The organism is Campylobacter sp. VBCF_06 NA8 (genome assembly GCF_027737825.1).
Taxonomy (GTDB): domain Bacteria; phylum Campylobacterota; class Campylobacteria; order Campylobacterales; family Campylobacteraceae; genus Campylobacter_B.
The window spans coordinates 248,858-273,097 of the sequence record NZ_JAOVUB010000001.1; the positions used below are offsets into that span (position 1 = coordinate 248,858).

At 41.8% G+C, this 24,240-nt stretch carries 28 protein-coding genes; 14 read left to right on the forward strand and 14 right to left on the reverse strand.

Annotated elements, in window-relative coordinates; genetic code table 11:
* Positions 1-5: 5 nt before the first annotated feature.
* The 4 genes from rpsD to rpmJ are packed head-to-tail and all read right to left on the reverse strand — an operon-like array spanning position 6 to position 1,539.
* Positions 6-632: a 30S ribosomal protein S4 gene (rpsD, locus tag OFO10_RS01435; RefSeq protein WP_270858511.1), complete on the reverse strand. Its 627-nt coding sequence runs from the start codon at positions 630-632 to the stop codon at positions 6-8.
* A gap of 18 nt (positions 633-650) precedes the next feature.
* Positions 651-1,043 (reverse strand): 30S ribosomal protein S11, encoded by a 393-nt coding sequence (gene rpsK, locus OFO10_RS01440; protein ID WP_270858512.1) that lies wholly within the window; start codon positions 1,041-1,043, stop codon positions 651-653.
* A gap of 10 nt (positions 1,044-1,053) precedes the next feature.
* Complete coding sequence (gene rpsM / locus OFO10_RS01445) at positions 1,054-1,422, reverse strand: 30S ribosomal protein S13 (RefSeq protein ID WP_270858513.1); 369 nt, start codon at positions 1,420-1,422, stop codon at positions 1,054-1,056.
* Positions 1,423-1,425: 3 nt separating this feature from the next.
* Positions 1,426-1,539, reverse strand: a complete 114-nt coding sequence (gene rpmJ / locus OFO10_RS01450; protein ID WP_270858514.1) for a 50S ribosomal protein L36 — start codon at positions 1,537-1,539, stop codon at positions 1,426-1,428.
* A gap of 250 nt (positions 1,540-1,789) precedes the next feature.
* Here rpmJ and OFO10_RS01455 point away from each other — a divergent pair, with 250 nt between their 5' ends.
* The 9 genes from OFO10_RS01455 (at position 1,790) to tkt (ending at position 8,809) form a co-directional block, all read left to right on the forward strand.
* The gene (locus OFO10_RS01455; RefSeq protein WP_270862949.1) at positions 1,790-2,395 is read left to right on the forward strand and encodes a lactate utilization protein; all 606 of its coding nucleotides are present in this window, start codon (positions 1,790-1,792) and stop codon (positions 2,393-2,395) included.
* A 191-nt stretch (positions 2,396-2,586) separates the two neighbouring features.
* Positions 2,587-3,258, forward strand: coding sequence for a SapC family protein (locus OFO10_RS01460; RefSeq protein ID WP_270858480.1), 672 nt, complete (start codon positions 2,587-2,589; stop codon positions 3,256-3,258).
* 23 nt (positions 3,259-3,281) lie between these two features.
* Entirely contained in the window at positions 3,282-3,548 is a 267-nt protein-coding gene (locus OFO10_RS01465; protein ID WP_270865819.1) for a NifU family protein, read from the forward strand.
* Positions 3,538-4,092: a histidine kinase gene (locus tag OFO10_RS01470; protein WP_270865820.1), complete on the forward strand. Its 555-nt coding sequence runs from the start codon at positions 3,538-3,540 to the stop codon at positions 4,090-4,092. The genes OFO10_RS01465 and OFO10_RS01470 overlap by 11 nt, the downstream gene beginning before the upstream one ends.
* Complete coding sequence (locus OFO10_RS01475; protein WP_270865821.1) at positions 4,076-5,365, forward strand: UDP-N-acetylmuramoyl-L-alanyl-D-glutamate--2,6-diaminopimelate ligase; 1,290 nt, start codon at positions 4,076-4,078, stop codon at positions 5,363-5,365. Before OFO10_RS01470 ends, OFO10_RS01475 begins: the two co-directional genes overlap by 17 nt.
* A complete protein-coding gene (panD, locus tag OFO10_RS01480; protein WP_270865822.1) occupies positions 5,362-5,709 on the forward strand; it encodes an aspartate 1-decarboxylase in 348 nt (115 codons plus the stop codon). The genes OFO10_RS01475 and panD overlap by 4 nt, the downstream gene beginning before the upstream one ends.
* A gap of 3 nt (positions 5,710-5,712) precedes the next feature.
* Positions 5,713-6,036 (forward strand): YbaB/EbfC family nucleoid-associated protein, encoded by a 324-nt coding sequence (locus tag OFO10_RS01485; protein ID WP_270858475.1) that lies wholly within the window; start codon positions 5,713-5,715, stop codon positions 6,034-6,036.
* 8 nt (positions 6,037-6,044) lie between these two features.
* Positions 6,045-6,896, forward strand: coding sequence for a polyprenyl synthetase family protein (locus OFO10_RS01490; protein WP_270865823.1), 852 nt, complete (start codon positions 6,045-6,047; stop codon positions 6,894-6,896).
* Between the two features lie 2 nt (positions 6,897-6,898).
* Positions 6,899-8,809, forward strand: coding sequence for a transketolase (gene tkt / locus OFO10_RS01495; protein WP_270865824.1), 1,911 nt, complete (start codon positions 6,899-6,901; stop codon positions 8,807-8,809).
* 58 nt (positions 8,810-8,867) lie between these two features.
* On the opposite strand, the gene OFO10_RS01500 is transcribed toward tkt, so the two are convergent.
* On the reverse strand, positions 8,868-9,677 hold the full coding sequence (locus tag OFO10_RS01500) for a hypothetical protein (protein ID WP_270865825.1): 810 nt from the start codon (positions 9,675-9,677) through the stop codon (positions 8,868-8,870).
* A 188-nt stretch (positions 9,678-9,865) separates the two neighbouring features.
* On the opposite strand from OFO10_RS01500, the gene OFO10_RS01505 reads away from it, so the two are divergent.
* The 4 genes from OFO10_RS01505 (at position 9,866) to OFO10_RS01520 (ending at position 12,354) form a co-directional block, all read left to right on the forward strand.
* Positions 9,866-10,375 carry a glycine zipper 2TM domain-containing protein gene (locus tag OFO10_RS01505; protein WP_270865826.1) on the forward strand — a complete coding sequence of 170 codons (510 nt, stop codon included), beginning with the start codon at positions 9,866-9,868 and terminating at the stop codon, positions 10,373-10,375.
* Positions 10,375-10,869, forward strand: coding sequence for a DUF5384 family protein (locus OFO10_RS01510; protein ID WP_270865827.1), 495 nt, complete (start codon positions 10,375-10,377; stop codon positions 10,867-10,869). The genes OFO10_RS01505 and OFO10_RS01510 overlap by 1 nt, the downstream gene beginning before the upstream one ends.
* 141 nt (positions 10,870-11,010) lie before the next feature.
* Positions 11,011-11,235, forward strand: coding sequence for a hypothetical protein (locus OFO10_RS01515; protein WP_270865828.1), 225 nt, complete (start codon positions 11,011-11,013; stop codon positions 11,233-11,235).
* Positions 11,236-11,346: 111 nt separating this feature from the next.
* Entirely contained in the window at positions 11,347-12,354 is a 1,008-nt protein-coding gene (locus OFO10_RS01520) for an AI-2E family transporter (RefSeq protein ID WP_270864775.1), read from the forward strand.
* 49 nt (positions 12,355-12,403) lie between these two features.
* On the opposite strand, the gene gdhA is transcribed toward OFO10_RS01520, so the two are convergent.
* From gdhA to gltX, 6 genes are all read right to left on the reverse strand, one after another.
* On the reverse strand, positions 12,404-13,762 hold the full coding sequence (gdhA, locus tag OFO10_RS01525) for an NADP-specific glutamate dehydrogenase (RefSeq protein WP_270865829.1): 1,359 nt from the start codon (positions 13,760-13,762) through the stop codon (positions 12,404-12,406).
* Positions 13,763-13,771: 9 nt separating this feature from the next.
* Positions 13,772-14,449: an MqnA/MqnD/SBP family protein gene (locus tag OFO10_RS01530; RefSeq protein WP_270864777.1), complete on the reverse strand. Its 678-nt coding sequence runs from the start codon at positions 14,447-14,449 to the stop codon at positions 13,772-13,774.
* 116 nt (positions 14,450-14,565) lie between these two features.
* A complete protein-coding gene (locus tag OFO10_RS01535; protein WP_270865830.1) occupies positions 14,566-14,931 on the reverse strand; it encodes a hypothetical protein in 366 nt (121 codons plus the stop codon).
* Between the two features lie 100 nt (positions 14,932-15,031).
* Complete coding sequence (locus OFO10_RS01540; protein ID WP_270865831.1) at positions 15,032-16,492, reverse strand: nicotinate phosphoribosyltransferase; 1,461 nt, start codon at positions 16,490-16,492, stop codon at positions 15,032-15,034.
* Between the two features lie 50 nt (positions 16,493-16,542).
* Positions 16,543-17,796, reverse strand: a complete 1,254-nt coding sequence (locus OFO10_RS01545; RefSeq protein WP_270865832.1) for a malic enzyme-like NAD(P)-binding protein — start codon at positions 17,794-17,796, stop codon at positions 16,543-16,545.
* Complete coding sequence (gltX, locus tag OFO10_RS01550) at positions 17,797-19,176, reverse strand: glutamate--tRNA ligase (protein ID WP_270865833.1); 1,380 nt, start codon at positions 19,174-19,176, stop codon at positions 17,797-17,799.
* Positions 19,177-19,255: 79 nt separating this feature from the next.
* Here gltX and OFO10_RS01555 point away from each other — a divergent pair, with 79 nt between their 5' ends.
* The gene (locus OFO10_RS01555; protein WP_270865834.1) at positions 19,256-20,122 is read left to right on the forward strand and encodes a SurA N-terminal domain-containing protein; all 867 of its coding nucleotides are present in this window, start codon (positions 19,256-19,258) and stop codon (positions 20,120-20,122) included.
* Between the two features lie 120 nt (positions 20,123-20,242).
* Here OFO10_RS01555 and OFO10_RS01560 read toward each other — a convergent pair whose 3' ends face one another.
* Genes OFO10_RS01560 through selA form a run of 3 tightly spaced genes read right to left on the reverse strand, consistent with a single transcriptional unit; the run spans position 20,243 to position 24,234 of the window.
* The gene (locus tag OFO10_RS01560; RefSeq protein ID WP_270865835.1) at positions 20,243-20,956 is read right to left on the reverse strand and encodes a histidine kinase; all 714 of its coding nucleotides are present in this window, start codon (positions 20,954-20,956) and stop codon (positions 20,243-20,245) included.
* 52 nt (positions 20,957-21,008) lie between these two features.
* Positions 21,009-22,829, reverse strand: a complete 1,821-nt coding sequence (gene selB, locus OFO10_RS01565; RefSeq protein WP_270865836.1) for a selenocysteine-specific translation elongation factor — start codon at positions 22,827-22,829, stop codon at positions 21,009-21,011.
* Positions 22,822-24,234, reverse strand: a complete 1,413-nt coding sequence (gene selA, locus OFO10_RS01570) for an L-seryl-tRNA(Sec) selenium transferase (RefSeq protein WP_270865837.1) — start codon at positions 24,232-24,234, stop codon at positions 22,822-22,824. The genes selB and selA overlap by 8 nt, the downstream gene beginning before the upstream one ends.
* Positions 24,235-24,240: the final 6 nt, after the last annotated feature.

Here is a 24,240-nt window from a genome sequence, read left to right on the forward strand (position 1 = left end):
ACCTACTATTTAGAGTAAAGCTCTACGATAAATCTTTCCTCGACAGGAATAACTATTTCATCTCTTTCTGGAACGCGTGAGAAAATTCCATATCTTTTCTCTTTCTCTACATCGACCCAAGCAACGATACCTGTTTGAGCTGTCAAATCAACCGCTCTTGAAATTTGAGGATTGTTTTTGCTTTTTTCGATAACTTCGATTTTTTGTCCAGCTTTTACATTGTATGATGGGATATCTAGTCTTTTTCCATCGACTAAAATATGTCCGTGAGTTACAAGTTGTCTTGCAAAACGGCGAGTTGTAGCAAAGCCCATTCTATAAACTACATTATCAAGTCTTTGCTCTAATAGTTGGATTAAAATCGCACCTGTGTTTCCATCGCGACGAGCAGCTTCTGCGAATAGTTTGCGGAATTGTTTCTCGCTAACGCCATACATAAATTTAGCTTTTTGTTTTTCTCTTAGTTGTGAGCCGTATTCGCTAAGTTTAGCGCGTCTTTGTCCGTGTTGGCCTGGCGCATAAGGTCTTTTTAGAAGAGCACTTTTTCCAGCTAGTCTTCTTTCGCCTTTCATAAATAAATCAACGCCTAGTCTTCTTTCTAATTTTTCAACTGGTCCTGTATATCTAGCCATTATATTCTCCTAAATTTATTATACGCGGCGGCGTTTTGGTGGTCTGCAACCATTGTGAGCCAAAGGAGTAATATCTTTGAAATATGTAACTTTAATACCCTCAATAGCACCCACGCTCTTTACAGCAGTTTCTCTACCGCTACCTGGACCTTGAACTTTGATACCAACTTCTTTAATGCCATGCTCTTTTGCTTTGCCAAGCGCATCTTCTACTGCTTGTTGAGCTGCGTATGGAGTTGATTTTTTGCTGCCTTTAAATCCTAGTCCGCCAGCACTGCTCCATGCGATAGCATTTCCCATTTCGTCTGTAACTGTAATCATTGTGTTATTAAATGTAGCAGAGATATAAACGATACCTTTTGCTATATTTTTTCTAACGGTTTTTTTCTTAACAACTTTTCTTTTTGCCATTTCTCAATCCTTATTTAGTTGCCGCGCCGACAGTTTTGCGTTTGCCCTTGCGGGTTCTAGCATTTGTCTTTGTTTTTTGACCGCGAACAGGAAGACCTTTTCTGTGTCTTAAACCTCTATAACCACCCAAATCCATCAAAGCTTTGATATTCATCGCAACTTCTTTTCTAAGATCACCCTCAACCATATAGTTTTCTTGGATCTCTTTGCGGATTGTAGCAGCCTCATCTTCGCTTAGATCAGCAACTCTTTTGTCGTAAGAAATGCCAGTGGCATCAAGAATTTTTCTTGAAGTGAAAAGACCTATACCATAGATATAAGTTAGGCCATACTCAATTCTTTTTTTCTTTGGTAAATCAACACCTGCGATACGAGCCATAACTTATCCTTGTCTTTGTTTATGTTTTGGATTGTCACAAATTACATGGACAACACCTTTGCGTTTGACGACTTTACATTTGTCGCACATCTTCTTAACAGAAGGACGAACTTTCATCCTACACTCCTAAAATTTTATTCCGCTTAATGCAACTTGCACTTAGGTTTAACGAATTTCAGGCGAAAGTATCAAACCAACTGTTTTCAAAATAGCGGTGATTTTGAAAACACTTCTTCACGCAGTTAGTTGCAAAAAATGGCAAATTTATCCAAATTTAGCTTTAAATTTACTTATTTAACACACAAAATTTAAATTAAATTTTTGCAAATTTTGATAAAATAACCAAATTTTATTTCAGGGGGCAGGTATGAATTTCGACAAAATAACCAAAAATTTGGAAAAATTAGGCTACAAGGTCAGCGCTTTTGAGAGCAAAGAAAAGGCTGTGGAGTATCTAAATATCTATATCCACGATGTCAGCGTGGGCTTTGGCGGTTCGATGAGTGTCAAGGAAATGGGGCTATATGAGAGTCTTAGAGAGCACAACGAAACCTACTGGCACTGGCTACTTGACAAAAATCTCAGCGTCGATGAAACGCGCAAAAAAGCCCTTACGACCGATGTTTATATCTCGTCTGTCAATGGCATTTCAGAAGACGGCGAAATCATCAACATCGACGGCACCGGTAACCGCATAGCAGCGATTTGCTACGGGCACAAAAAGGTCTATTTCATCGTGGGCAAAAACAAAATCGCGCCAGATTTTGATAGTGCGATGAGCAGAGCTAGAAACATAGCTGCTGTGAAAAATACAAATCGCTTTAAATCAAAAACCCCATGTGTGGCAAACGGGGATAAATGCTACGATTGCAAGAGCAAAGAGCGCATGTGTAGGGGGTTTAGCATATTTTACTATCCGCCGTATGGCTGTGAATACGAAGTGATTTTGATCAACGAAAATTTAGGATTTTAAGCAAATTTCGCTGTTTTGCCTGAAATCACCTAGACCAAATCCCTACAATAATAAATTCAAAGCGTTTAAATTTAAATTTGTAATGAATTAAAAATTTAAACGCTAAATTCGCAAATTTCGCGCCATAATAAATTTTATTCTAATCCTAAATTTAGTATAATCGCGGGATATTTTTTATTTAAGGACAAATCATGAGACCAGTTATACTCGATAGCGTAAAACATGCAGATCTAAAATACCACGCAGACGCGATTCCAAACGAGCCGTTTGTGCCTGTAATCGCGCCTGAGGTTCCAGCGTGTTCTGATAAACTAGTCATCGTTTTTACAAACGAACCTGAGCCAAAAATGGTAGCACTTCTAGGCCGTTCAAAAAACCTTTTAATCGACAAAAGCTACAAAGGCATGGTGCCATCAGCTATCCAAAATTATCCATTTTTCCTAGCCAAAATCGAAGATCGCATGGTGATTTGCTTCGATGAGGACGCCAAACAAATCAAAGGCGAGGGCGAGGCGCTGTTTGAAGACGGCAAACCAACGCAGTTTTTGGAAAATTTGAAAAGCGTAATGAAAAACTACTGGGAACTAAACGCCATTACTAGCGAGGCTGCAAAAGAGCTAAAAGAGGCTGGCGTTTTGGAAGCAAAAGAGCTAAATATCCAAAAAGACGGCGAGACGATTACGCTATTAAACGGTTTTTTGATACTAAACCGCGAAAAACTTTTGGGCCTAGATGATAAAAAACTAGCTGAATTTGCGCGCAAAGGCTATTTAGAGCTAGCGTTTTTCCACCTAAAAAGCCTAAGCAATCTACAAACCCTAGGCGATAAAATCATGGCAAAAGACGCGCCAAAAAGCAATTAAAGAGCAAATTTAAAGGAATTTTAATGATACCATTTAGCGATGAAGAGCTTTTGGGCCCTGTCAAGGCTAGCCTCGATACTATCCGCCCAATGCTACAAAACGACGGCGGTGATATGGAACTTCGTGGTATTAAAAACGGCGTTGTGTATGTCACGCTCACAGGACATTGTCATGGTTGCGCTGCTAGCGGACAGACGCTGAAATTTGGCGTAGAAAGACAGCTTCGTATGGATATCCACCCAGAACTTAGCGTCGTAAATATCCCACAAGGCGAGAATTTTGAGCTATAAATCAAAAGGGCTAAACGCCCTAAAATCTGGCAAATTTGAGTTTGCTAAAACATTTTTTGCCCTAGCGCAAGAGCAAAAACCAAGTGATGAGCTTTTGTTTTTAATCGAGCTTTGCGATTTGGGGCTTAGCGAGCCAGAAGAGGCCTTGATGCTGTATGAATTTTACACTCTAAAACCTAAGCCAAAACCTAGCGTTTTGTTTCGAATTTTAAACTCAATTAACGAAAAAATCGCTAAGAAAAATGCTGAAATTTCAAAGAAATTTTCAGACGAGGCTGAGGGGATAGACGCGATTTTATACAAAGATTTCATGCGCGCTGTAAAGGAGAGAGGAAGCTTTAAAAATGTCTTTGAGAGCGTGATTTTCTCGTCAAAAATCGCGGTTGAGAACAAAGATGAGATGATCGAGTTTTTGCAAAATTTACTTGCAAATGGATTTGATGAAATTTGCATTAATTATATCGAGGCGAGTTCGGAGCATTTCGCGGGGGATTTGCGCCTAGATGAGATTATAAAAAAGATAAAAAATGAAAATAGGGATTAAAAATAGTTTTATCACCGATAATTCGGGCGAGTGCGAGAGTGGGTGCTATTTTGTGCAAACTAGCGCAAATTCCAAATTTAGCGCACAAGCCGAGCAAAACGGCGCACAAATCATTTCTATTAGCGAAGCAAAGGCGCTTTTAGGGATTGATGAGAGTATCAAAATCGTAGGCATTACCGGCACCAACGGCAAAACCACGACCGCTGCACTGATTTATTCTATGCTTTTGGATTTGGGGTATTCTGTGGGGCTGTGTGGCACCAGAGGGGCTTTCATAAACGATAAAAGAATCGATGAAAAGGGGCTTACGACAAGCTCTGTTTTTAAAACGATGAGTTATTTATGGGAGGCTAGCAAACAAAAGTGCGAATTTTTCGTTATGGAGGTTAGCTCTCACGCAATCGCGCAAAACCGCATTGAGGGGCTAAATTTTGCGCTTAAAATTTTTACAAATTTAAGCCAAGACCATTTGGATTATCATAAAACTATGAGCGAATACGCCGCAGTAAAAAGCTCGTTTTTCGCCGATGAGAGCGCAAAGCTCATCAACAAAGACGACGGCCATATCGAATTTAATCTAAAAAATGCCCTAACTTATGGCGTGAAAAATCCAGCCACTTTTAGCGTGCTAGCTTACAGCGTAAAAGGCGCAATCGACGCTATGATAAAAACTCCAAATGGTGAGTTTGAAATTTCTAGCGAATTAATCGGCGAATTTAACCTTTACAACGCCCTGGCAGCCTTTGGCGCAGTTAAAATGCTAACTAATAAAAACGAAAAAGATATCGCAAGGGCTTTGTCGAATTTCGCAGGTGTTGAGGGCAGGGTGCAAGTAGTAGCCAAAAACCCCCTTGTCATCGTGGATTTCGCGCACACGCCAGATGGGATCGAAAAGGTGCTAAACGCGCTCAAAGATAATGAGCTAATCGTGGTTTTTGGCGCAGGTGGCGACAGAGATCCTCTAAAACGCCCATTAATGGGGGCTATGGTGGAGCATTTCGCTAAATTTGCAATCATCACTAGCGATAATCCACGAAGCGAAGACCCCGAAAAAATCATCGCCCAAATCGAAGATGGTATGCGAGATAAAGAAAAAATCACAAAAATCGCAGATCGCAAAGAGGCGATTAAAAAGGCGATAAATTTGGCGCAAAATGGCGAAGTGGTCGTGATTTTGGGCAAGGGCGATGAAACATACCAAGAGATAAAGGGCGTAAAATATCCATTTAGCGATAAAGATGTCGTTTTAGAGATTTTAAAGGAGCAAAAATGAAAATAACAATGCTTCAAAGCAAAATTCACAGAGCCCGTGTAACGGACGCAAATTTAAATTATGTCGGCTCGATTACGATTGATAAAGAGCTTTTAAAAGCTAGCGGTATGATTGAGTTTCAAAAGGTCGAAATTCTAAATATCAACAACGGCGAGCGATTTAGCACATATATCATCGAGGGCGAGAAAAAGGGCGAGATTTGCCTAAATGGCGCGGCTGCGCGCAAAGTCTGCGTAGGCGATGTCATCATCATCGTAAGTTATGCGCAAATGAAGCCAGACGAGGCGAAAAAATTTAGGCCAAAAATCGTGCATGTAAATGAAAAAAATGAGATTGTGGAGTAAGAGATGTTTGAGGGAATGGATTTTTCTAAAATGGGCGAAATGATCGAGCAAATGCAAGAAAAGGCAAAGCAGATCCAAGAAGAAAACGCCAAAAAAGAATTTAGCGTCAAAGTCGGCGCTGGTATGGTCGCTATCAAAATCAACGGCGCTGGCGAGGTTTTGGATGTGGAGATCGACGATAGCCTTTTGGAGGATAAAGATAGCTTGCAAATTTTGCTAATCTCAGCGATAAATGACGCCGTAAAACTCATAGAAAACGAAAAGAAAAACGCCGCAACTGCCATGCTAGGTGGTCTTGGCGGACTAGGCGGATTTGGCGCGAATTAGGAATAAAAATGGAAATTTTAAAGGAATTTAAAGAGTATTTGCGCGAAAACCCACTTCACGCACCTAGCTTTCACCCATATTTCGAAGAGGCGTTAAATTATATGTTGGGTGCTGGTGGGAAGCATTTTCGCGCTCAACTACTTCTTGGCGTGGTCGCTGCTGCAAATAAAAAAAAATTTGCAGATGCCCTGCCTGTCGCAAAAGCCCTAGAAATGGTGCATACATACTCGCTAATCCACGATGATTTACCTGCTATGGATAATGCTGATTTTAGGCGCGCTCATCAAACCATACACAAAAAATATGATGAGGTTACAGCAATACTCGTGGGCGACGCGTTAAATACTGACGCTTTTTTGGTGATTTCTAAGTCAAATTTAAGCGCAGAGATTAAGGTAAAATGCGTTGAAATTTTAGCCAAAAATGCCGGTTCAGCGGGCATGGTTTTGGGTCAAGCGATTGATTGTTATTTTGAGAAAAAACACCTAGAAATATCAGATTTAAAATTTTTGCACCTTCACAAAACAGGCGCCCTAATAGCCGCTTCGTTTGAACTAGGCGCTGTTATAGCGGGTTTGGGCGATGAAAAGGCGAGGAAATTTTATGGCGTCGGGCTAAATTTAGGACTAGCTTTTCAGATACAAGATGACATCATCGACGCCACGCAAAGCTCCCAAACCGCAGGAAAGCCTACTATGCACGATACGGATAAAAATTCTTTTACAAATTTACTTGGCGTCGAACGCGCCAAAGAGTATAAAAACTCACTCATTTCGCAAATCGAAGAAAGCATGAGCGATGAGAGTGAAAATTTGCAAAATTTAGTATCAAATTTGATAAACAAATATCTGAAAGGATAAAAATGAGAAGTAAAATTTCAAACACCATTAAATTTTTGAGTGCGGATATGATCCAAAAGGCAAATTCTGGCCACCCAGGCACTCCTATGGGGCTAAGCGATGTGATGAGCGTGCTTATGGAAAAGCTAGTGCATAATCCAAAAAACCCAAGCTGGCTAAACCGCGATCGCCTCGTGTTTTCCGGCGGTCATGCAAGTGCTTTGGTGTATAGCTATCTATATCTTAGTGGCTATGATATCGCGCTGGAAGATTTGAAAAATTTCCGTCAGCTCCACTCCAAAACCCCAGGTCACCCAGAAATCACAACCCCTGGCGTAGAAATTGCCACAGGTCCGCTAGGTCAAGGCGTAGCAAACGCTGTGGGCTTTGCAATGGCAGCAAAATACGCTGCAAATTTGCTAAATGATGAAAATAATGAGATTATCAATCACAAAGTTTATTGTCTTTGTGGCGACGGAGATTTGCAGGAGGGTATCAGCTACGAAGCATGCGCGCTGGCAGGTTGCCACAGCCTAGATAATCTAGTCATTATCTATGATAGCAACAAAATCACGATTGACGGCTCAACTTCGATTGCGTGGGACGAGGATATCAAGGTTCGCTTCGAAGCACAAGGCTTCGAGGTGGCTCGCATAGACGGACACAATTTCGACCAAATCGAATTTGCCCTAGATGAGGCCAAAAACAAAACCAAACCATACCTAATCATCGCAAATACCGCTATCGGAAAGGGTGCATTGGAGCTAGAAGGTAGCCACAAAACTCACGGCGCACCTTTGGGCGAGGATCTCATAAAAAGAGCCAAAGAGGCGCTTGGATTTGACCCTGATGAGAGTTTTAGTGTGAGCGAAGATGTGCTTTTCGCCACTCGCGCAGCCGTAGAAAAGGGCGATTTGGCTGAAAAACTATGGAACGAAAAAATCGCAAATTTAAGCGCAGAGAAGAAAAATTTATTAAACTCGCTTCAAAATCCAAATTTTGATGCGATTGAATTTCCTGATTTTAGCGGTCAAAAGGTCGCTACGCGCGATAGCAATGGCAAAATTTTAAACGCAATCGCGGCTGCGCTTCCTAGCTTCATAGGCGGAAGCGCAGACCTTGCGGCCTCTAATAAGACCGAATTAAAGGGCTTTGGCGACTTCCCGTATGGCAAAAATTTCCACTTCGGGATCCGCGAGCACTCAATGGCTGCGATAAATAACGCAATCGCTAGATACGGGCTGTTTATCCCATTTTCTGCGACATTTTTTATTTTCAGCGACTATCTTAAAAACAGCGCGAGAATGGCGGCGCTTATGAGCCTAAGGCACTATTTCGTTTTCACTCACGATAGTATCGGCGTAGGCGAGGATGGCCCGACTCACGAGCCAATCGAGCAACTCTCAACCTTCCGCGCAATGCCGAATTTCTACACTTTCCGTCCGGCTGATGGCAACGAAAATGTAGAGTGCTGGCGCGCAGCACTTGCCACAAACGCCCCTGCTGCCTTTGTTTGCTCGCGCCAAGGCTTGGAGGCTTTGCCAAAGGCTGTATTTGGCGAGGCAAAAAACGGCGCGTATTTGATCAAAGAGTGTGAAAACGCCGATATCACGCTAGTAGCTAGTGGTAGCGAAGTAGGAATCTGCCTAAAAGCCGCGGCCCTGCTTCAAAGCGAAAATATCAGAGCAAATGTTGTTAGTGCGCCTTGTTTCGAGCTTTTGTGCGAACAAAACGATGAATACAAGGCTAGAATTTTCAAAGGCAAAGTCCTAGCCGTAGAGGCCGCAAGTGCGCTAGAATGGTATAAATTCGCTGATGAAATTTTAGGCATGAAGAGCTTTGGCGAGAGCGCACCAGCTGGCGAGCTATTCAAACTTTTCGGTTTTAGCGATCTAAATGTCGCAAACGAAGCGAAAAAACTTCTAAACAGATAATTCAAAATTTAGCCAAATTTCAAAATTTGGCTAAATCCCTTTTAAATTTCACTAAATTTTACTTGCAATTGCTTGGCGAAATTACGATAGAAGCTAGGTTAGCATCAATCCCAGGCAGGGTGTAGCGCCACTTCATGGCGATTTCGTTATCTCTGTATTCGGCTAGCTCCTCGGCTTTGCAGTAAAGCTCCAAAAGCTCGCCACTTTTCAAAACCAAATTCGAGCGCAACTTATCCTCGATTTGGCTGATTTTTTCCATTGCCTCTGGCGGAAGGTCGAATTCATAGTAGTGCGTTAAAAGGTTGTCTTGGCAGGTTATGTCGCTATAAATCACAACGCCGTTTTTGTATGGCAAATCCTTTTTGCTAGCCTTGATTAGCGCGATAGTTTCGGTGTTTTGGCATTTATCGGCGTTTTCTTGTTCGCTTTTAGCTTGATTTGGAGCCGATAAAATTATCGTTTGCGTGGAAGTGGCTGGCTTGGAGGAAACGGCTGGCACCTCTGCCATCTCAGGCTCGCTTGGCGCGAGATTTTTTGTATTTGGCTCATTTGTAACACTCGGCGCGCTTTTTTCTTGCGCGAAATTTGGCGCTTCTAGCGTCTCTGGCGCGCTTGCAATTTCATTTAAGCCATCTTTGCTCGCATCAAAAACAGCTGGCGTATCAGGCATGGCTAGCGTGGTAGAATTTATAGGTTTTGTCGGTGTTGCGGAGTTTGCGGCAGCGATTTTGTCAAATTCGCGCGAAATTTCTAGCTCTATGGAATCATTTTTTTTCGTGTTTGCTAAGCGCTGTTTTCCTCTTTTTTTCTCCTCCCCACACCCCGCTAAAAACACCAAAAGACCAGCCAAAACTAGAAATTTTCTCATAAATTTCCTTTTTTTAAATTTTGCAAGAATTATAACGATTTAGGGTTAAATTTGGCGTGATTAAATTTCGAAAATTTAAGGTAAATAAATTTAAACAAAATATTAATATTAACTAAAAAAAATCAATTAAATTTAAGCTGGGTGGGGGTATAATCACGGAATTTCATTTATTTTCAAAGGAATTTTTTATGAAAAAAATTATTAGTTTGAGCATAGTTACTATGCTTGCATTGACAGGTTGCGTTGATACAAATACGCTTGGTTCTGATGTTTATGATGTAAATGACCTAAACACTCAACAAGACGCTAAAACCGTGCAAATTCTATCAATTATGCCGGCAAAAGTCGCTGTGGATAATACAGAAGCAAAACGCACAGCGCAAGGCATCGGCACACTTTTAGGTGCAGTTGGTGGTGCAATTTTGGGTAACAAAATGGGTGGCAGACGCCATGAAACAGGTGGCACGGTCGCTGGTGGCACAGTGGGCGCAGCTGGTGGATATGCTGCTGGTTCAATGGTAAAAGACAAAGTTGTCGTTGAGGGTGTTACGATTGCTTACAAACAAGGCACAAAACTAAAAACTTCAACACAAGCTGGTCGTATGTGCCAGTTTAAGGAAGGAACTGCTCTGTTGATTTCAACTCGCACAAAAGAGACTAGAATTCAACCAAACGCTGTTTGTCCGAAGGAAAAATAATGAAAAAATTTACTTTACTTTTCGCAGCTTTGCTTTGCACTGGTGCGTGGGCTGATTTGGAGGCGTTGCGCCAAGCCGAAATGGAGGGTCAAAGACAAGAAAGAGCCGCAGCTGCAAAAGCGCAAGCAAGAGCTGCTGCGAAAGAAAAAGCTAGACTTGAAGCCATTAGAGCAAAAGAGGCGAAAAAAGAGGCCAAAGAGGAGCGAATTTATCAAGAATATATGAAAGATAAAAAACGCGACCAAGAATACGAGGATCTCAAACGCGAAATCGAAATCGAGAATATGCGTGTAGAACTTGAAGAAAAAAGAGCAATGCGCAAAGCGCGTGCTGCTAAGGCCGAGGACTTTGCCAAGGCTGAGCTAAATAACCTTGACGCTCATACAGATAGCATTAGAGCTGAGAGTGAGGCCACTAGAAATATGGCAAAAGGTCAGTATGACTATCTAAGCAAGTCAGGCGACGCTGCGATTAAACACGAAGAGAAAAAATAACAAAATTTTATAATTAGCACCATTTTTGGTGCTAATTTTCTTTAAATTTCTTAAAATCAAATTTAAAATTCCAAACATGTAACGAGATTTTTATTTATGCATAAAGAAAATGCTATGAAAAATCTCTAATCGGTTTTAATTTTGTTGCTATGTTGGGATTTGCAGGTTGTGCCGATAAATTTAGCACCTATGCTAAGCGATACCAAGGTAATCGACGCCGTGACAATTACATACAAAGAGGGCAAATCGCTTAAAAGCTCGACACAAGCAGGTCGCGTGTGCCAGTATGCTAATGGCGAGGCGCTGATGATTTCATCATACTCTGGCGAGACGAGAATCCAGCCAAACGCGGTGTGCGCTGATTAAATTTAGCCGAATTTACCCGTGAAATTTACGGGTAAATTCCACTTTACAAAAAATCTAAAATTTACAAATTTTTATTAAAATATAGAACAAATTTCAAAATTTAGGATTACAATGAAACTTCAAATGTCCCTAATCTCGGCTGCTTGCGTGGTGATAATCATAGCAGGACTTAAAGCTGCTGGCTCGATTATCGTGCCGTTTTTGCTAGCGATTTTTATCACGGTTTTGATTTCTCCACTAATGCTATCTATCCAAAAACTGCGCGTAGGGCGATTGTTTAGCTTTTTGATCGTGGTTTTGGGATTTCTTGGTGTTATGGGATTTATGGGTGATATCGTATTTAAGGCGGTCAGAGAGTTTTCGGCGCAGTTACCAGAGCTGGGGGCGAAATTTAACCAGGTCCTAGGTGGCGCGCAAGAGCGGCTGAATAATTATGGCATTGATTTTGATCTAGCTAGCCTCGGTGCTGAGCCCTCTGAAATGGTATCTCGCGCGACAGCTGTGGCGAAAAAAACAGGCGGAATTGTCAGCACCGGGTTTTTCGTCTTTATTTTGGTCTCTTTCATGGTCTTTGAAAGCTCGGTAATTGATGCGAAAATCAAATATTTTTCTGCTCGCAACCGCGGTATGCATAAATTTATGAAAAAATTTGCCCCAAGCCTGAAAAAATATCTACTTATCAAAACGATTTCAAGCGCCACGACAGGTGCGCTAATCGGGCTTTGTCTGTGGCTACTTGGCGTGCCGTATGCAGCACTTTGGGGGATAGTAGCGTTTATGCTAAATTATATCCCTACAATCGGCTCTATAATCGCCGTTTTTCCGACACTTTTCGTGACATTGGCGACAATGGATTTAAGCGTGAGTATTTGGGTCGTGGCGATCTATCTTATCATAAATGTCGTCATCGGAAATATCATCGAACCACGCTTCATGGGCGAGGGGCTGGGGCTTTCGACACTAAGCGTGCTTGGAGGTCTTCTTCTTTGGGGATTTGTCTTTGGTGTGGGAGGTATGTTTTTGGCTGTGCCACTTACTATGAGCATACAAATCGCGCTAAATTCAAACGAACGCACGAAATCTATCGCCACGCTTTTAAGCAATAAAATTGAGCATTAAATTTTAAAATTTCAAATTTCGCTAGGGAAATCCTAGCGAAATTTAGCTATTAAACATAGCCTTGATCTATCATCGCATCGGCTACTTTGCGGAAACCTGCGATATTTGAGCCAAGCACAAGGTTGCCCTCATCGCCGAATTCTTTCGAGGTTTCATAGCTAGTGCGGAAGATATGCCTCATAATCTCGTGTAACCTGCCATCGACCTCTTCGAAACTCCATGATTCAAGTTGCGCATTTTGCATCATTTCTAAGCCACTTGTCGCCACGCCACCAGCATTTGCTGCTTTTGCAGGGCCAAATAAAAAGTCTTTTTGGCTTAGCATAAAATCAATCGCAGCTAGCGTGCTAGGCATGTTTGCCCCCTCGCATACAAGGCGACATCCGTTTGCGTATAGTGTTTTGGCGTCATCTAAGCTTAGCTCGTTTTGCGTAGCGCTTGGGAAGGCTGCGTCGCATTTGACGCTCCATACGCCGTTTCTGCCCTCTGGATACTCGCTAACTGGGGTAAATTTAGCGTTTTTGCGCTCTTTGACATACTCTGCAAGACCTACTCTAAGCTCTTCTTTTAGCTTTTTTAGAAGTGCCAAATCAATGCCATCTGGATCGTAGATAAAGCCGGTAGAATCACTAACGGTAACCGGTTTGGCTTCTAGTTGATATAGTTTTTCGACTGTGTAGATTGCGACATTTCCTGCGCCTGAGATTGCGCAGACTTTGCCACGAAGTGCTTCGCCTTTTTTAGCTAGCATTTCTTGTGCGAAATACACTGAGCCATATCCTGTGGCTTGCGTGCGAGCTAGGCTTCCGCCCCATGCTAGGCCTTTGCCAGTAAGAGCGCCATCAAATCTGCGAGTGATTTTTTTGTATGCGCCATACATATAGCCGATCTCTCTACCGCCCACGCCGATATCGCCGGCTGGGACATCTGTATTTTCGCTAATAAGCCTGTGAAGCTCTAACATAAATGCTTGGCAAAATCTCATAATTTCGCCGTCGCTTTTGCCTTTTGGATCGAAATTTGCGCCACCTTTGCCGCCGCCGATATTAACGCCTGTGAGTGAATTTTTGAAAATTTGCTCGAAACCTAAAAATTTCAAAACACCCATATTTACGCTAGGGTGAAATCTAAGACCGCCTTTGTATGGGCCAAGCGCTGAGTTAAACTCGACGCGGTATCCCGTATGCACGCAAGGCTCGCCACGATCGTTTGTATAGACTACGCGAAAGCTCAGGCTTCTCTCTGGCACGGTGATTCGCTCTAAAATTTTGTGTTTTGTGTATTTTTCTTCGCGCTCGATTAGGGGAGCAAGAGAGTTAAAAATTTCAGTCGCTGCTTGTATAAAAACTTCTTCGCCCGGATTTTGCTCTTTTAGGTTGTTTAACAACCCTGCCACATAACTGTTCATATCTCCTCCTTAAATTGGTTTATAATTAAATTTGCTTGCTTTTTTTAGGAAAATTTTAAGTGCGCGCCTCTCGCGCGCGCCGACTTTGTAGCTTATGAGTTGGAGGTATTCTAAGATGTCTTTTTCAGCAATTCCTCTGCTTCTAGCGTATTTGATGAGGATATATTGTGGGATTTTGACCTTAGTGCGTAAAAACGCCTCGGTAAGTTTGGCGTAAATTTCGTGATTTTTAACTGAGCATAAAATTCCAAAAACAAATGGCAAATTTGTGTTTTTGTGCCAAATTTCGCCCAAATCGTAAAATTTCTCCTCCCCTTGCGATAAAATCGCGCGCAGAGCGTTATCACCGATGATGACCTCGCCACTAATGCCTAAAATTCGCGAGAGCATATTTGAGCTCATCGAGGCTGGATCTAGGCGCGGGGTGGTATTTTTACGCACGAGCACGCTTTTTACTTTTTTCTGGGCGACTATGCCAAGAGGGTGGGTGGAGTATTTTTTGTGGCGGGATTCTATGCTAGAAATCACGGCCGCATCGACACGCATTGCGCGCAAATCGCGACAGAGCTTGCTAGGCACGCCTTTTTTGAGTTCTATGAATTTTTTGGTATGCGCTGGCAAAGGTAGAGATTTTAAATACACATGAAAAGGGAGTAAATTTAAATAATCTATCTTGCCAAATCGCATCCATATTCCTATTTTAAAATTCGTAAATTATATTACTATTTTTGTAAGAAAAAGTTAAAATTTTTAAATTAATAAAACGAATAAATTTTGCCACCAAAGAAGTGGCAAAATTTGGATTAATCGGCTTGTGAGATTGAGAGTGAGTTGTATTTGCTAAACTCGACTATGCCCTCGCCACCCTCTTTGAAGTGGATACTGACACCTTTGTCATTTTCCATGTAAATTCCGCTAGCTGAGCGTTGGCGAGTTAGGTTGTGAGTTTTGCCCTCGCTATCAGTCAAAACCGCTGTGTCAAATAAATCGTTTGAAGCTAGGCTTAGTTTTTTGCCATTTTCGGTTTTGAAATTTAGCACTTCCATTTTGGTAGTCGCAGCGGTGTGGTTTTGCTCGTTAATCGCGTCCTCTGGGGATTGGCGAAGCTGCTTTGAGGCGCAACCTGCCAAAAGTAAAAGTGCAGCCGCGCATGAGAGAATTTTGCTCATTTTCTATCCTTTAAAAATGAAATTTTACGCAAGAAATCTTGCAAACGCGCAATTATAGTCAAAATTTTTATTTCAAAAGTAAATAAAAATTTACTATTTTCTACGATTTGCCTAAATTTGCGTTTATTTCATCAATCAGCGATTTTCGCGTCTCCCAAAGCTTAGCCGATAAATCTACTTTGTAGGTTTGTGGGTGGATATTTCGCAGGTATTCGCACCAAAATTTCGCCTTGGCCTTGCGCGAAAATTCGGCGATTTGCATGACGGATTTTTTCTCGCCGACAAATTTGCCATGGACAAATACAGGCTTTAACATAGCCTTTGCGCTGAAATTTTCGAGTTTTTTGCGCTTGTAAGTGTAGAGTGGGTGGAAAATTTCAAGCGGTGCACCTTCATCGATACTTTCATTTTCAAGCGTGATTAAATCCGCTAGTGCCATGCCACTATCTTTGTCATAGAGCCTAAAAAACTGCTTGTAGCCGGGGTTGTTTATCTTGCGTGGGTCGTTTGAAATTTTAATCTTTGGCAAAATTTCGCCCTCTTTTTCGATACCGCTTAGCTTATAAACGCCGCCAAGGCTTGAACTATCGCCACCTGTGATTAATCTCGTGCCAATGCCCCAGCTATCGATTTTAGCGTCGAAAAGTTTGAGCTGATCGATCGCGTATTCGTCCAAATCGTTGCTGGCTGTGATTTTGGCGTCCTTAAATCCAGCGTTATCAAGCATTTTGCGAGATTGTTTTGTCAGATACTCCAAATCGCCAGAATCAATGCGAATTCCAAGCGGTTTGTGGCCTTGCTCGCGAAGTTCTTCAAAAACCTTAATCGCATTTGGCACACCGGAATTTAGCGTATCGTAGGTATCGACGAGCAAAAGCGCGGAGTCTGGGTAAATTTTGGCGTAAGCGCGAAAGGCCTCGATTTCGCTAGGAAAGCTTCCGATCCACGCATGAGAGTGCGTGCCGATAGCTGGTATGTCAAAAATTTTGGCAGCCAAAACATTTGAAGTAGCCACGCAACCGCCGATTATAGCGGCCTTTGCGCCAAAAATCGCAGCACTTTTATCCTGCGCTCTGCGAAGCCCGAACTCCATTACGCTACCCTCTCCTGCGCTGAAATTTATGCGCGAGCTTTTGGTGGCGATTAGGGTTTGGAAATTTATGGTGTTTAAAATCGCAGTTTCGATTAACTGCGCCTCGATGATATTTGCTTTGACGCGGATTAGTGGCTCGTGCGGAAATACGACCTCGCCCTCATCGACAGCGTAAATTTCGCCAGAGAATTTAAAATTTTCAAGGTAGGTTAAAAATTCCTCCTTAAAACTCCCAAGCGAGCGCAAATATTCTATATCATCACTGCTAAAATGCAAATTCTCTATATAATCCACCACTTCGCTCATACCACAAAATATCGCATAACCGCCGCCGCATGGGTTTTTGCGGTAATACATATCAAAAACTGCGACTTCGTGCGGTTTTAAGAAAAAATATCCTTGCATCATTGTGAGTTGATAAAAGTCAGTAAGTAGGGCTAAATTTGATGAATTTTCGAAATTTTGCATTTTTTAAATACCTTAAATTTTGAAATTTCCCGAAAAACGGGAAATTTCGATTATTTTGATTGTAAAGATTTTTTGTAAGCCTCGAAATCGAAATTGCTTACTCTTGCGACGCCATCATCTACGGCAGCTTTTGCAACAGCAGCTGAAATGATAGCAAATACGCGCGGATCAAATGGATTCGGGATAATATAATCTCGTCCAAATTTCAAATCCTTTTTGCCTAGCATTTTTAGCACATCTGGGTGGATTGGCTCACGGGCTAGCTCTGCCATAGCGCGAGAAGCGGCTAGTTTCATATTTTCGGTGATTTTTTTGGCTTTTACATCTAGCGCACCACGGAAAATGTAAGGGAAACCCAAGACATTGTTGATTTGATTAGCAAAGTCGCTTCTACCAGTGCCTACGATTGCATCGTCCCTCACGGCATGTACCTCATCTGGGTAGATTTCAGGCACAGGGTTAGCCAGAGCGAAGATTATCGGCGTTGGCGCCATTGATTTTACCATTTCGGCTGTTACGACGCCCGGTTTGCTAAGGCCAAGAAACATATCCGCACCCCTCATCGCATCTGCTAGGCTTCTATCGTTTGTGTCGATAGCAAATTCCATTTTTTGCGGGTTTAAATCATTTCTGCCAGTATGAATCACGCCCTTTGAATCGAGCATAATTACATTTTTTGCGCCAAGACTTTTATAGAGTTTCGCGCACGCAATACCTGCTGCGCCAGCACCAGATACTACGATTTTCATATCTTCGATTTTTTTGCCACTGATGTAGGCTGCGTTGATTAATCCAGCACCTGTAATCATCGCTGTGCCGTGCTGATCATCGTGCATGACAGGGATATCGACGGCATTTTGTAGCTCTTTTTCGATCTCAAAGCACTCAGGAGCTTTGATATCCTCTAAATTTATTCCACCAAATGTCGGCGAGATAGCCTTGCAAATTTCGACTATTTTTTTAGGATCTGTTTCGTTGATCTCGATATCAAAAGCATCTACGCCAGCAAATTTTTTAAACAAAACCGCTTTTCCCTCCATTACTGGCTTTCCTGCTATTGCACCTATATCTCCTAGCCCTAAAACGGCCGTTCCATTTGTGATAACTGCGACAAGATTTGATTTGTTGGTGTATTTGTATGCTAGCTCATTATCGGCCTCAATCACCTTGCAAGGCTCGGCAACGCCTGGTGTGTATGCTAGGGTCAAATCCTCTGGTTTAGCGCATGGGGTTTTGACATTTATGCCGATTTTTCCACTGATATGATACTCTAACGCCCTTTCTTTCAAATCATTTTGTGCCATTTAAATTCCTTTCTGTAATAAGCTAGAAATTCTAGCTTTAACCTCGTCGCTACCTAAAATTTCAATCATTTCAAATATCGACGGACTTACGCTTGTTCCTGTTATGGCGACTCGCAAAGGTTGGGCTAAATCTTTTAGCTTCACTTCGTTTGCCTCCAAAAATTCCATTGTCTTCGCCTCGATTTCGCTTGCAACGAAATTTGAGGTTAAAATTTCTTGGAATTTTGCGAGTAAGGCTATCGAATTTTCGTTGATAAACTTTTTATACGCTTTTTCATCATAAATTTTTAAAGGATTGATTAAGGTTGCGATTCCGTTCGCCATTTCGGCTAGGGTTTTTGCTCTCTCTTTGTATTGATCAATGATAAGCTCTTTTTTAGGGTGATTTACTATATCTACGCCAAATTCTAGCAGGTGGGCGCAGGCTTCGGTGGTGCTTAAATTTTTAATGTAATGCGCATTTAGCCAATCAAGTTTGGTTTGGTTAAATGTGCTTGCGCTTTTGCCGATATTATTAGGATTAAAGAGTTTTTTCATATCGTCCATGCTAAAAATTTCATCGTCCCCATGCGACCAGCCAAGGCGGACTAAGAAATTTAGCAGAGCTTGTGGCAAATAGCCCATTTTTTTGTATTCCATGACATCTGTCGCGCCGTGGCGTTTAGAGAGTTTTGAGCCGTCAGAGCCATTTATCATAGCAACATGGTAAAATTTAGGCACTTTAAATCCAAGTGCGTTATAAAGCACGATTTGTTTTGGGGTATTTGATAGGTGATCATCGCCTCTGATGATATCTGTAACGCCCATTAGCGCGTCATCTATGACGACCGTGAAATTATAAGTCGGCGTGCCGTCGCTTCTAGCGATGATAAAATCGTCTAAAATGTCTTTGGCTTCAAATTTCATATCGCCCTTAATTCCGTCGCTAAACTCAATCGTGCCGTCAAGTGGCGATTTTATGCGGATTACTGGCTCGATACCAACCGGCGGTGTGCCTGTGAAATCGCGATACCTATTATCGTATTTTGGGCGCTCTTTTCTGGCTTCTTGCTCGGCTCTTAGCGCGTCTAGCTCAGCCTTGCTCATATAGCATTTGTATGCTTTGCCCTCATCAAGGAGCTTTTGGACATATTCTTTGTATAAATCAAATCGTGAGCTTTGATAGACGATTTCGCCGTCGTAGTCTAGGCTGCACCATTTAAACGCCTCTTCGATAGCCTTTGCGGCCTCTACCGAATTTCTTTTTAAATCCGTATCTTCAATGCGAAGCAAGAATTTGCCGTTATTTGCTCTTGCGTATAGGTATGAAAACAGCGCAGTTCTTAATCCGCCGATGTGCAAATACCCTGTCGGGCTTGGTGCGAAACGAGTTACAATCATAAATTTCCTTTTTAAAATTTTACTTTTTAATGTTATAATCGTGGGATTATAAAGCAAAAAGACTAAATAAAGGTTGAAAATGATAAAAAAACTAGCCGTTGTTGCACTTTTAGGTTTTGGCGCGTTAAACGCAAATGTCGTAAATAGCGTCGTGGCTGTCGTAGAAAACGAGCCGATTACGAATTACGAATTAGCCAGAGTCCAAAAGGCCACAGGTGCCAGCCCGCAAGCTGCAATGGAAATTTTAATCAAGCAAAAATTGCAAGATTCTGAGATTAAGCGCAGAGGAATCACCGTAAGCCCGGCCGAAATAGATAACCGCATAAAAATGATTGCCGAGCAGAACAAACTTAGCCTAGAACAGCTACAAAAGGCGCTAAAACAGCAAAAAATGTCAGAAGAGGCGTTTAGAGAAAATGTGCGTCGCGGAATTTTAGAAGAAAAGCTCTATGGACCGCTTTTTGCCGATGTGCAACGCACCGTAACACCACAAAATGTGCGCAGATTTTACGAGCAAAACCCATCTTTATTCACGACCTTTGATAGCATTACGCTAACTCGCTATATCGCCAAAAGCGAGAGTGCTCTTAATCCTATCAAACGCAATCCAAACGCACGACCAGGAAATGTGTATGTAATGCGTGGCACGCTAAAAGCCAATCAAATGGACGCTGGGCTAAAATATATCGTCACAAGCGTGGATAAGGGTAAATTCTCACCAGTTATCCCTACGGCAAATGGATATGAGATGTTTTATGTAAATGATAAAAAAGGCGTGCAAATGGCAGATTTCGAAAGCGTGCAAGAAAAGGCAATCGAAGCCTATGTGACAAACAAGCGCAAAAAAATGGTCGAGGAATTTAACGATAGAATCCGCGCAAACGCAAATGTCCGCATAATTGACCGCAACCTAAATCCTACAAATTCTACAAAAAAATCTAAATAACCTACCCAAAATTTTGGAAATTTTAAAATTTCCAAAATTTAAATTTTAATGAAATTTTGAAATTTACACCACGCTAAATTCATAAATTTAGCGTGGAATTTGAAGTATAAATTTTGAAATTTATTTTAATTTAGAAGTTTCGATGATAAATGGCACTGAATTTAGGCCAGATGAGAAGTATTTATCGGCGATAGCTTTTGCGCTTTTTAGTTCCTCAGGGCTTACGCTTGAAGCGTTTGCTTTGTTATCTTCGGCATAGTATTTGCGCAAAACAGCGATTTTTTCGGCGTCAGTTTTGGCTGATTTGACCTCTTTGTAAATCAGCGCTGATTTGGCATGACCGCTATCTCCATGCACTGATGTCATTACAATTTCGACATTGTTGCTTTTAAGCGTTCGCTCGATTTCGGCTAGCTCTCTACGACAAAACGGACACTCGGCGTCAGTTAGCATTAGCAAGGTTGGCTTTTTAGGGTCATTTCCAAGGGAAATGATATTGTCTTTGCTTTCGCTTTTATAGACGCTTGCTACCCCTTTTGAAAGTCTAGATTGTTTGATTTGGTCTTTGTAAAGAATCTGTTTTTTAGGGTCGATCACATCCATTAAAACCAAATCTCCACTAGTGAAAATCACCTCTTCTTGTGAAATTTCGCCATTTGAAATTTTTAAAATCACAGCTTGGATATCTTTTAGCCCCTCTACTGGCATACGCTCAGCCACGCTGATTTTTAAATTTGCTGGCAAACCACCATACATAGATAAAATTTCGCTATCGCTAAGCGCGGCATTTAGGCTTAGCGCGCCCGCAAGCGAGAAAAGTAAAACTTTTTTCATTTTCTTCCTTTTTTAAAAAATCCAACGATTTTAGCCAAAATTTGTAAATAACTTATTTTTTTAAGTAGCGTTTATTATCGATTGTGATGATATCGCCTAGATTGTCGAGGTATTCTAGGTAAGAAATCGCAAATTTCCTGCTTAAATTTAGCCTCTCTTTGACATTTGCTACATCGGCAAAACCAGCTTCTTTTATCAAATCATAAAGCTTTTTGATAATCTGGCTTAAATTGCCAGCCTCCACAAACAGATTGTGCGCTAGGCGAACTACCTTTTTAGAATATGTTAGTTTTTTCAGAGCGTCATCGCCACTGACGCGGTCGATATCGAGCATTTCGTAGATATTATATGGCGCAAGCGGGGCAATTCCGCCTTTTTTGATGATGTCAAAAATTTTGCCCTCCAAGCTCTGTTTTAAATCCTGTAAATTCGCCCCTTTTTTGATATACACGCCACCGGTTTTTTCTATCACGCCGGCTGTTTCTAGCTCGCTAAGCACGATGGAGGCTAAGCTTTCGCTAGCCCAAGAGAGTTTTAGAGCGATTGAGGTTGGGGAAAATACAGCGTGCGGGTTTTTGGCTATGATAAATTTAATCAGCTCTTTGATATCGCCAATCGCGCTATTATCATACACGCACAGCGTCGCTTCGTCAAAATATGTATTTGGTATCGTTTTAGCAATCGCTTTTGCGCTATCATAATCCATATCAAATCTCTGATACGCCGAAAACAGCCCAAATCCGTGGCGGTGAAATTTGCTTAAAATTTCAAAGGCTTTTTTGAAATTTTTGTGCAAAAGTGCGGTTAAAAACTCTGCCTTATTTGCCTTTTTTAGTGGCTCGATGACCGAATTTAGCACCCTTCCGCCCCCACACACGCGAGAGTTTGCCAAGCATACAAACGGCTCGTCAAATTTCAAAAACATAGTTTTTTCAAATTTGAAATTTATCAAAAATTCGCCGCTATCAAGCTCTTTGATAATGCGCGCTTTGGCTGGCGTTTGCTTTGAGCCCACACAAAAGCTCACATCCTCCCCATGCGCTATTTTGCCACGAAAGAGCGTATCGGATTCGTTAAATCCCCTAAAAAAGCCCTTTTTAGTGAGGATATAGCCTCGCTCTAACTCGCTAGTTTTAGCATCAAGCGCGATTGCTACGCGGTTTGGCGCATACGCAACCTGCGTGTCGGTATCGTGGATTTGCAGGCTTTTGGCGGTTAAAATTTTGCCACAATCTGCGCAAAGAAGCTTTTCGCCACGCGAAATCGCCCCACTAATAAGCGAGCCAGTTACCACCGTGCCAATGCCTTTTAAAGTGAAAATTCTATCTATATAATAATGCAAAATTCCCCCATTTTTGCGCGGTTTTGGCTTTATGTTAAATAGATAAGATTTAAGCTCATCAACGCCTAAATTTGTCTTTGCGCTTAGGAAAAATGTATTTAAAATTTGCAAATTTGAAAATTTGGCTATAAATTCCTCGCACTCTTTTTTAACTTCGTTTTGGCGCGCAGAGTCCGTGAGATCGCACTTTGTGATACACAAAACCACGCTTTTTACATCTAAAAGCGATAAAATTTCGATATGCTCCCTGCTTTGGGGCATTAGCCCGTCATCGCTAGCGACGATTAAAAGCGCGCAATCAAACGCATACGCCCCACTAATCATAGTCTTAACTAAATTTTCATGTCCAGGAACATCGATAAATGCGATATTTGCGTTTTTTGATTTTAAATTTGAAAAGCTTAAATCAATCGTGATTCCGCGCTCAATCTCGCTTGCCAATCTGTCGCCATCGACGCCATTTAGCGCCTTTATGAGTGCGGTTTTGCCATGATCGATATGCCCTGCTGTGCCGATTATGACGCTATTCATACATTTCCTTTAAAATTTTTATTAGTTTTTGCAAATCGTGCTTTAAAATGGCGCGAAAATCAAGCAAAAATTTATCATTTTCAATGCGCCCGATAATCCCGCGCGCCCTAAATTTCGCCGAAATTTCCTCTGGGCTAGCGTTTTGGCTAAGCACCAAAGCGACGCTATCGTAGTTTTTACAAGGCAGACTTCCGCCACCCACAAAGGTTTTTGTGCGAATAAGGCTTGCTTGAAATTTAGTATTTTTTAGCGCGTCCAAAACAGCCTTGGCGCGCCTTTCAAGCTCGCTAAGGGGCAAGTGAATTTGATCAATCGTAGGAATTAGCGAAAATTCTTTATTAATGTAAGCCTTAATCGTTTCGTTTAAAATCGCAAGTGTGATTTTATCAGCGCGAAGCATGCGCAAAAGCTGATTTTTGCGCAATTTTTCGATTAAGGATTTCTCGCCTAGTATAATTCCACACTGCACACTTCCAAAAAGTTTATCCCCGCTAAAACTAATCAGCCTAGCCCCAGGGGCTAAAATTTCACCAATTTTTGGCTCGTTTTTGCTTAAATTTGAGCCTAAATCATTTACGCTCCCGCTTCCAAGATCGTAATAATCAATGATTTCGTTAAACTTTTCCTCTTCGCAAATTTTAAATTCCAGCTCTTTTTTCTCGTAAAATTCAGCCTTTTTCTCGCTCGCAAATTTTGCTAAACGCGAAATTTCGTCTATTTCCACACTTTGCGTGAAACCTGAAATTTCAAAATTTGAACGATGAATTTTCATCAAAACTGCCGTATTTTCATTTATGGCGTTTTGATAATCCGAAATTTTAGTCTTATTCGTGGTGCCAACCTCGCGCAAAATCGCCCCAGAGTTCGCCATGACTTCGCTCACTCTAAAACTCCCGCCGATTTCGACTAGCTCACCACGGCTTACCACGACTTCGCGCCCCCTAGCAAAGGTATTTAGTACCAAAAACACAGCCGCTGCGTTGTTATTTACCACAAGTGCGCTCTCGCAGCCAAAAAGCTCAGCCAAAAGCGCGCTAGTATAATCGTAGCGATTGGCGCGCGTTCCGCTATCTAGGTCGAATTCGAGGTTAGAATAGGCGCAAATCGTCCCCTGCGCGCGAGATAAAATTTCAGGCGAAATCACGCTACGACCGAGATTTGTGTGAAGCACGACGCCGGTTGCGTTGATAAGCGGGCGAAGTGTGAGATTTGCGAATTTTTCGTAGCGGGATTTGATTTGCGCGATGATTTGCTCTTCGCTAGCGCAAGAATTTTCGCCATTTACTAGGCTGGTTCGAAATTCGTTTATGACCTCTTTTGCAATCCGCAAAACCACAGGCTTCAAAAGTCCGTGAAATTCTACGCTATTTGCGATTTTATCGACTTTGGGAAGTTTGATTTGCATTTAAAA

What these genes read in the sequence shown, in the direction of transcription:
- rpsD (WP_270858511.1), bottom strand. Translation starts at nt 632, where the DNA reads ATGGCTAGATATACAGGACCAGTTGAAAAATTAGAAAGAAGACTAGGC.
- rpsK (WP_270858512.1), bottom strand. Translation starts at nt 1,043, where the DNA reads ATGGCAAAAAGAAAAGTTGTTAAGAAAAAAACCGTTAGAAAAAATATA.
- rpsM (WP_270858513.1), bottom strand. Translation starts at nt 1,422, where the DNA reads ATGGCTCGTATCGCAGGTGTTGATTTACCAAAGAAAAAAAGAATTGAG.
- rpmJ (WP_270858514.1), bottom strand. Translation starts at nt 1,539, where the DNA reads ATGAAAGTTCGTCCTTCTGTTAAGAAGATGTGCGACAAATGTAAAGTC.
- OFO10_RS01455 (WP_270862949.1), top strand. Translation starts at nt 1,790, where the DNA reads ATGAATTTCGACAAAATAACCAAAAATTTGGAAAAATTAGGCTACAAG.
- OFO10_RS01460 (WP_270858480.1), top strand. Translation starts at nt 2,587, where the DNA reads ATGAGACCAGTTATACTCGATAGCGTAAAACATGCAGATCTAAAATAC.
- OFO10_RS01465 (WP_270865819.1), top strand. Translation starts at nt 3,282, where the DNA reads ATGATACCATTTAGCGATGAAGAGCTTTTGGGCCCTGTCAAGGCTAGC.
- OFO10_RS01475 (WP_270865821.1), top strand. Translation starts at nt 4,076, where the DNA reads ATGAAAATAGGGATTAAAAATAGTTTTATCACCGATAATTCGGGCGAG.
- panD (WP_270865822.1), top strand. Translation starts at nt 5,362, where the DNA reads ATGAAAATAACAATGCTTCAAAGCAAAATTCACAGAGCCCGTGTAACG.
- OFO10_RS01485 (WP_270858475.1), top strand. Translation starts at nt 5,713, where the DNA reads ATGTTTGAGGGAATGGATTTTTCTAAAATGGGCGAAATGATCGAGCAA.
- OFO10_RS01490 (WP_270865823.1), top strand. Translation starts at nt 6,045, where the DNA reads ATGGAAATTTTAAAGGAATTTAAAGAGTATTTGCGCGAAAACCCACTT.
- tkt (WP_270865824.1), top strand. Translation starts at nt 6,899, where the DNA reads ATGAGAAGTAAAATTTCAAACACCATTAAATTTTTGAGTGCGGATATG.
- OFO10_RS01500 (WP_270865825.1), bottom strand. Translation starts at nt 9,677, where the DNA reads ATGAGAAAATTTCTAGTTTTGGCTGGTCTTTTGGTGTTTTTAGCGGGG.
- OFO10_RS01505 (WP_270865826.1), top strand. Translation starts at nt 9,866, where the DNA reads ATGAAAAAAATTATTAGTTTGAGCATAGTTACTATGCTTGCATTGACA.
- OFO10_RS01510 (WP_270865827.1), top strand. Translation starts at nt 10,375, where the DNA reads ATGAAAAAATTTACTTTACTTTTCGCAGCTTTGCTTTGCACTGGTGCG.
- OFO10_RS01520 (WP_270864775.1), top strand. Translation starts at nt 11,347, where the DNA reads ATGAAACTTCAAATGTCCCTAATCTCGGCTGCTTGCGTGGTGATAATC.
- gdhA (WP_270865829.1), bottom strand. Translation starts at nt 13,762, where the DNA reads ATGAACAGTTATGTGGCAGGGTTGTTAAACAACCTAAAAGAGCAAAAT.
- OFO10_RS01530 (WP_270864777.1), bottom strand. Translation starts at nt 14,449, where the DNA reads ATGCGATTTGGCAAGATAGATTATTTAAATTTACTCCCTTTTCATGTG.
- OFO10_RS01535 (WP_270865830.1), bottom strand. Translation starts at nt 14,931, where the DNA reads ATGAGCAAAATTCTCTCATGCGCGGCTGCACTTTTACTTTTGGCAGGT.
- OFO10_RS01540 (WP_270865831.1), bottom strand. Translation starts at nt 16,492, where the DNA reads ATGCAAAATTTCGAAAATTCATCAAATTTAGCCCTACTTACTGACTTT.
- OFO10_RS01545 (WP_270865832.1), bottom strand. Translation starts at nt 17,796, where the DNA reads ATGGCACAAAATGATTTGAAAGAAAGGGCGTTAGAGTATCATATCAGT.
- gltX (WP_270865833.1), bottom strand. Translation starts at nt 19,176, where the DNA reads ATGATTGTAACTCGTTTCGCACCAAGCCCGACAGGGTATTTGCACATC.
- OFO10_RS01555 (WP_270865834.1), top strand. Translation starts at nt 19,256, where the DNA reads ATGATAAAAAAACTAGCCGTTGTTGCACTTTTAGGTTTTGGCGCGTTA.
- OFO10_RS01560 (WP_270865835.1), bottom strand. Translation starts at nt 20,956, where the DNA reads ATGAAAAAAGTTTTACTTTTCTCGCTTGCGGGCGCGCTAAGCCTAAAT.
- selB (WP_270865836.1), bottom strand. Translation starts at nt 22,829, where the DNA reads ATGAATAGCGTCATAATCGGCACAGCAGGGCATATCGATCATGGCAAA.
- selA (WP_270865837.1), bottom strand. Translation starts at nt 24,234, where the DNA reads ATGCAAATCAAACTTCCCAAAGTCGATAAAATCGCAAATAGCGTAGAA.